This window comes from Pantoea sp. ME81 (genome assembly GCF_903970985.1).
Lineage (GTDB): Bacteria > Pseudomonadota > Gammaproteobacteria > Enterobacterales > Enterobacteriaceae > Pantoea > Pantoea communis.
This window is the reverse complement of sequence record NZ_CAJCKS010000245.1, coordinates 1-5,650: the sequence shown is the minus strand read 5'-3', so window position 1 is coordinate 5,650 and position 5,650 is coordinate 1. Positions and strand designations below refer to the sequence as shown.

General features: G+C 50.8%; 4 protein-coding genes. 3 read left to right on the top strand and 1 reads right to left on the bottom strand.

What is annotated here, in order from left to right; genetic code table 11:
* Positions 1–1,041: 1,041 nt before the first annotated feature.
* The 3 genes from H7A81_RS25260 to H7A81_RS25250 all read left to right on the top strand — a co-directional run bounded on the left by H7A81_RS25260 (position 1,042) and on the right by H7A81_RS25250 (position 3,850).
* The gene (locus H7A81_RS25260) at positions 1,042–1,248 is read left to right on the top strand and encodes a hypothetical protein (protein WP_182059093.1); all 207 of its coding nucleotides are present in this window, start codon (positions 1,042–1,044) and stop codon (positions 1,246–1,248) included.
* Between the two features lie 287 nt (positions 1,249–1,535).
* On the top strand, positions 1,536–2,984 hold the full coding sequence (locus H7A81_RS25255; protein ID WP_182059092.1) for an FAD/NAD(P)-binding protein: 1,449 nt from the start codon (positions 1,536–1,538) through the stop codon (positions 2,982–2,984).
* Positions 2,981–3,850, top strand: a complete 870-nt coding sequence (locus H7A81_RS25250; protein ID WP_182059091.1) for a permease — start codon at positions 2,981–2,983, stop codon at positions 3,848–3,850. The genes H7A81_RS25255 and H7A81_RS25250 overlap by 4 nt, the downstream gene beginning before the upstream one ends.
* Before the next feature lie 455 nt (positions 3,851–4,305).
* Here H7A81_RS25250 and H7A81_RS25245 read toward each other — a convergent pair whose 3' ends face one another.
* Positions 4,306–5,241: a transposase gene (locus tag H7A81_RS25245; RefSeq protein WP_182059090.1), complete on the bottom strand. Its 936-nt coding sequence runs from the start codon at positions 5,239–5,241 to the stop codon at positions 4,306–4,308.
* Between the last annotated feature and the right edge of the window lie 409 nt (positions 5,242–5,650).

Sequence of the window (5,650 nt, the reverse complement as noted above, 5' to 3'; positions counted from 1 at the left end):
CTGTGGTCACAAAGCTGCGTCACGGAGACATCGTACTCAGTCAGAAGATAAGCAAGAAAGCGTGCGGGTGAGGTGTGGTCATCCATAGTTTGCCCCGGAGGTTAAAAGGCGTTTCTTCCAGATTAGAACGGCCCGTCAGTTCTGCACAACGGGTCGCGAAAAAAATACCGGCCGTTAAATGTCAGCCCGCTACGCTCGCCGCAGATAAGGCTGAGGCGTACCGCAGCAGCGCGAGGAACGAACAGCCGTGTCGGGGAAGCGTCACGTCACCGATGTCCGCAAAGACTGCTTACGCTCCGGTTCCAGAGTTAAGAAAGGTAAAGGAGCCCGGCCGCGGAAAGCTAGGCTGCTGATGTACAGCCTGAGAACGCATCCGTACGCATCCCGGGCCCGCTGTCAGCATAGATGCTCAGGATGCAGCCAGCTGAAAATATTTTTTCCCTGCGCTCAGCCACATAAGTCCGTTTCCGGGCTGAGCGGCCCGGCTTGCTCTTGCCAGATAAATCCTGCTCAATAATACTGTGCGTATAAACAGCATTATTGGAGGAGGATTTTATGCACGACTTACATAAGGCACTCACCCTTTTCACCAAATCAGCTGACGGGAGTGTCCAGTGAAACCCGCAGTATACAGCTCCGGCCTGATGCTGTTTTGGCCCCCATCTTCACGCCGCGCGTCCGCGTACCGCTCAGGCTGTGTGAAAACCGTTTTGGTCGCCTCAACTACGGAAATCAGTGCTGAAAACTGCGCTTATACGCGAAATTTGGCTCAGCTTACCAGTCGAGCATTCCCAGATTTTGCGAAGACGCGCGCACTTCAGTTCTAGGTCAGCGTTTTCACCCAGCCTGGGCACAAAGCGGTCATTATTCTCAACTACTCCCTGATTAATACCGGCTCTCCGGCAAGTCGGGTCTTCAGCCCTGGCTGACAAGCTAAGCCGAACCACAAAGATCCGCGTTTCGGCCTGCCGACTGGGGTTTGATGGTGAACCCTGGCAGTCCAGGTTCGGTGGTGCTGACGTATTGCTGTGCTGAATCAACATGGCTGAGCATCAGGCCAATGGCACGCAGAAGGCAATCTTACAGAGCGACCATAAACTCACCACCGGCTTCACCACTTTGGCTGGCGTACATCCCTCAGTTTTCCCGGCATACTCTGATGATATCGCATTGAAGAAAGGTTCTGTTAACCGGCAGGATCCAGAGCGAAGACTACAATCCGCTTTTTCAGTTCAACTGCGCTTTTAATCGCGTGACGTTGACCTCGAAAGCACACTAATGGCATTGAGTCGCTGGCTATGAGGCCGAGTGGAGGAACTCATTCAAGAATTAAAATTTATCAATAACGGACGCAATGCGAAACTCCAAAATAACAGATCATTACAGTCGTTACTTTCTGTGCTGCTTTTATTATGATTTATATCAAGTGCTTATGATATCTATATATATAGCTTTACGTTAAATGATATTTATTTACGCTTACCTGTTGTTGCTGTTATATAAGCAATTCAAATGATTAACAGGATGTATTGGTCATGTATGACGTTGCAGTTGTAGGGCTTGGGGCGACAGGAACCAGTTTACTTAGCCAGCTACAGGATGAAATTTATAACATCAGAACGGCTCAGCCGCGAATTGCCGTTTTCAACCCCCCTACCAGCTTTGCAAAAGGAAAAGCCTTTGGTGATGCTGATGCCATACACAAGGTCAATACCCCGCCGGGGCTGATGTCGGTGACGGCAACTGAACCGGAAGTGTTTGGTCACTGGTTGTATTCCACCTTTAACTCCCGTGAACACTGGCCATCGCGCCTCAGATACTCAGATTTTATCCGCCAGACTTACCGTGACGTTAAGCAGGCTGGGATACTGAAAATTGATGAATTCCACCACAGCGTGATAAGTATCAGGAAACAGGGAGCATCGTTCTCCCTGTGTGATGACAGCGGTAACTCAATCTTCGCCCGTAACGTTGTGATGTGCCTGGGGGCATTATCTGAAAACGCCTTTCCGGCGTTCATGGGAAAGCCCGGTTTTATTTCGCATTATACGCAGTTCGATCAGTCTTCGTCTGAGCCGCTGCTCATCGCCGGTAGCGGTCTCACGGCCGTTGATGCGTTTCGCTATGCGTTCGGCAAAAGTCAGGTGAAAATCCATCTCTTTTCACGCAGCGGTTATGTTCCGACCTGCCTGACAAGCAGTAACCGATATACACCCGTTCACCTGACCTGGCGTAACATCATGTCTGCCACTGCGAAAAGTGAAGACATGCTGAACGTCTTCTCCCGCCTCCTTCGAAAAGAGTTTTACCTTCTCAGAGAAAAAGGGGAATTCCGGCCTGCTATGAAGCTGTTACGTGAGGAGCGGCAGACCGAGTATTTCCGCATGCTGCTTACGCGTGCAGAGAACTGTGATCTGCCCTGGCAGGATGTTCTGGTTTCAACGCGGCCGTATATGCACAAGCTCTGGAACGCATTCACATCCGAACAAAAGCTGCGATTTATGAAAATGTACGGTGCGGTCTGGGCCGCCTGGCGCCATCCGGTACCTCAGGAGGTGTTTGGTGAACTGATCGAGGCTTCTGCTCATGGGAGGGTTAGGTTTCATCAGGCGCTTGCTGCTCCGAAACACACTGACAGCCGTTTTGTGTTGCAAACCCGATCAGAAACGATTTCATTCCGTCATTTTTGGGATGCAACGGGAGGCAGGCTTGATATTGGCCAAACGACACAGCCATTGTTACAGGACCTGCTGAGGCAGTCGCTTATTGAAGGACATCCCTGTGGCGGCATCAATACCGACCCGCTGACTTTCCAGTGTCAGGTTAATAACCGTAAGGTGAATGGCCTGTTTAATATCGGGCCGCTCAGTAAAGGAAGCCTGTTCTCGACCAATGCCTTCTGGTTTAACGCACGCTGTGCGGAGACTTGGGCCAAACAGTGGGTCCTGGAATTCTGTTCGGCAAACACAGAGGAAGAATCGTGAGTATTTTCTTTCCCCTGATTTATCTTTTCGCTGGCTGGCTCGTGGGCAAAATCGCGCTGGATTTCAAAACGACGGCATCGTGGGTATTAACGCGTATCGCGATACCTGTTGTGATCATTTTCAACATATCCACCCGCTTTGGCAGCATGAGTACCATCATTGTTGCAACAGCGATGTGTATGCTGGCCATGCTGGTAGTTTGCCAGCGGATTATGCGTGATCCGGTGAAAAGCCTGTGCTTCAGCTATCTCAACATTGGGTGGCTGGGGCTGCCTGTTGCCAGTGCACTGTTTGGCAATGATGCTTCTACTATCATCATTGCCGCCTACGTCGGCAGCTCCATCGTGGGGAATTCAGTGGGTGCAGGTATGCTGTCAGGCAGCCGGTTTAATCTTCTGAAACTGGTTCAGACACCCCCTGTGCTGGCCTTATTTGCCGGCGCCATGCTGATTCCTTTCGGTCAGAATGTCAGCCGGTGGGGGACTGAACTCTATAGCGTTTCGAAGTTTATGATGAGCTTTCTGGGTATGGCGGTGCTGGGGATCTGGCTGTCGAAAATCAGGCTCTCGGCAAGCGGTCTCCTGCGGGAGATTAAACCGTTTCTGCTCAAGTCTGTCGTAATGGCCGTTCTGGTTTCGCTGCTCCTCCTCCTGGCAAGTTCACTCGATGTCAGGCTCATCGCAGAGAATCCGGCGACATTGTATCTGTTCTGCCTGCTGCCCCCCGCGGCCAATATAATTGTGCTAGAAACGCACTACCTGGGCACCGGTAAATCGGCAAGACCTATTACCTGCGGGACCTGCATCAGCATAATCGCAATAAGCCTCTATGCGGCCGTTATTCTCGGGTTCAGAGCTTGGTGGTAGCGGTTACAGGCGGGCCGTCTCATTCTCTCAGGCTCGAGGAATTTGCCAAAACTGCAGGTGTCACCCAACGTCTTCCGGGCCTGTGAGCGCAGCTTTCAGTCTGCACTCAATGTCTGGAAGGCGAGGAAAAAGGCAAATACATACGTACAGAGAAAAGCCGCGCTGCTTGTAACTCGCCGGCCAATGATTTGCGACGATGTCAGTCCGCTTCTGGCACAGACTGTGTGAAAACTGTTTTGGTCGCTTAATCTGTGTAAAACAGGGTTGAAAACATCGCTCATACGTAAAATTTGGCTCACTAACCTGTCGATTAATTCCAAATTTTGCGTAGATGCGCGCACTTCAGTTTTAGGTCAGAGTTTTCACACAGCCTGGGCACAAAACGGACCATTACCTCGTTCAGATTTAGTCCGGAGGCTTATCGTATGTTTCACCCAAGGCCGTACACTAATCCTTCAGCTATATACCCAGTCCTTTTGATCACGGAACATCGCATTCAGTATCGTAATAAACTTTCTGATACAGTCAGTTATAGCCACTTTTTTGGGTTTTCCGCGTGCAACAAGCGACGTGTAAAAATCTTTAATTCGGGGGTTATATCGAACCGCTGAAAGCATTGCCATATAGAGTGTTGCGCGCAGACCAGACCTGCCGCCCCAGATAGCCCTTTTACCACGAAGCTGCCCGCTGTCCCTGTCATAGGGACATACGCCAACCAAGGCCGAAATCTGCCTGCGATTAAGATGTCCCAGCTCCGGAAGCTGACTCAGTATCGCAGCCTGAGTTACCGGCCCGATACCCTTAACTTTTTCAAGTATTTTTCGTTTTGGAGATAACGCAGCATTCTGATTCAGCTGGTCCTTTATTTCATTATCTAGCGCATCGATCTGCACATTCAGCCAGGTAATATGATCCATAATGCCCTTCTCAATCCAGGCGCCGCTTTTCTCCTGAAGCCTGGTGATTTCCATGACACGATTCTGTACCAACTGACGCCGCCGCGTCAGGAGCAGTGCCATATCCTGAAGTCCTTTATCCCTGACAGGTCGAAACTCCGGTTTCATACGACGACCATACTCACAGATTATCCTGGCATCAATGGGGTCGCTTTTTGCTACCTTGCCCATTGCCCGGGCAAAATTCTTTATCTGTCGTGGATTAATGACGGCGACAGGCAAACCTGCAGAAATCAGCATTGATTCAGCCAGAGAGTGATACCGGCTTGTGGCCTCCATGATAACGCCTGATATGTGAAGTCCTTCGAATTCATTCAGTAGTTGCGCGATGCCGGAAGCGGAGTTCTCCAGATGTATCAGTCGCTCACTGGTGTCGATCCAGACATCTAAAGCGAACTTTGAAACGTCAATACCAACGGTTGTTTTATCGCTCATTTCAGTTCTCCCTGCCTTGCAGATACGGGCTTTAGATGCGCTAGGCAATTGTTCGGGTTATAGCTGAAAGTAATGCTGCGCATAGTGCTCACCCGCGGGCTTCGTAATCCCAGGACGGAGATCGTGCTGCAGCATTAGTAAAAAAACAGGATAAGTTTAGATTCATCCTGGTTCAGCATGAAATATACAAGGGCGGTGAGCGAAGCGGTCTCTTGAACACGCAGCCGCCGGGCTAAAGTGAAGTCACGGCACCGGCCGCAGACCGCACGGTTTTTATTCCCCCGCCGCAGGAGGCATCAATGAGGCGCTCAGCAACGTCCTTTTCGTCTTGTCCACATCCGGGGTGCATATCCGCCCCGGAACCCTGTGGATAAAGCTGGCCCTGCCATACGCCGTCAGGGATGTAGAG

Coding starts and splice junctions, on each gene's coding strand:
- H7A81_RS25260 (WP_182059093.1), top strand. CDS start 1,042: ATGGCTGAGCATCAGGCCAATGGCACGCAGAAGGCAATCTTACAGAGC.
- H7A81_RS25245 (WP_182059090.1), bottom strand. CDS start 5,241: ATGAGCGATAAAACAACCGTTGGTATTGACGTTTCAAAGTTCGCTTTA.
- H7A81_RS25255 (WP_182059092.1), top strand. CDS start 1,536: ATGTATGACGTTGCAGTTGTAGGGCTTGGGGCGACAGGAACCAGTTTA.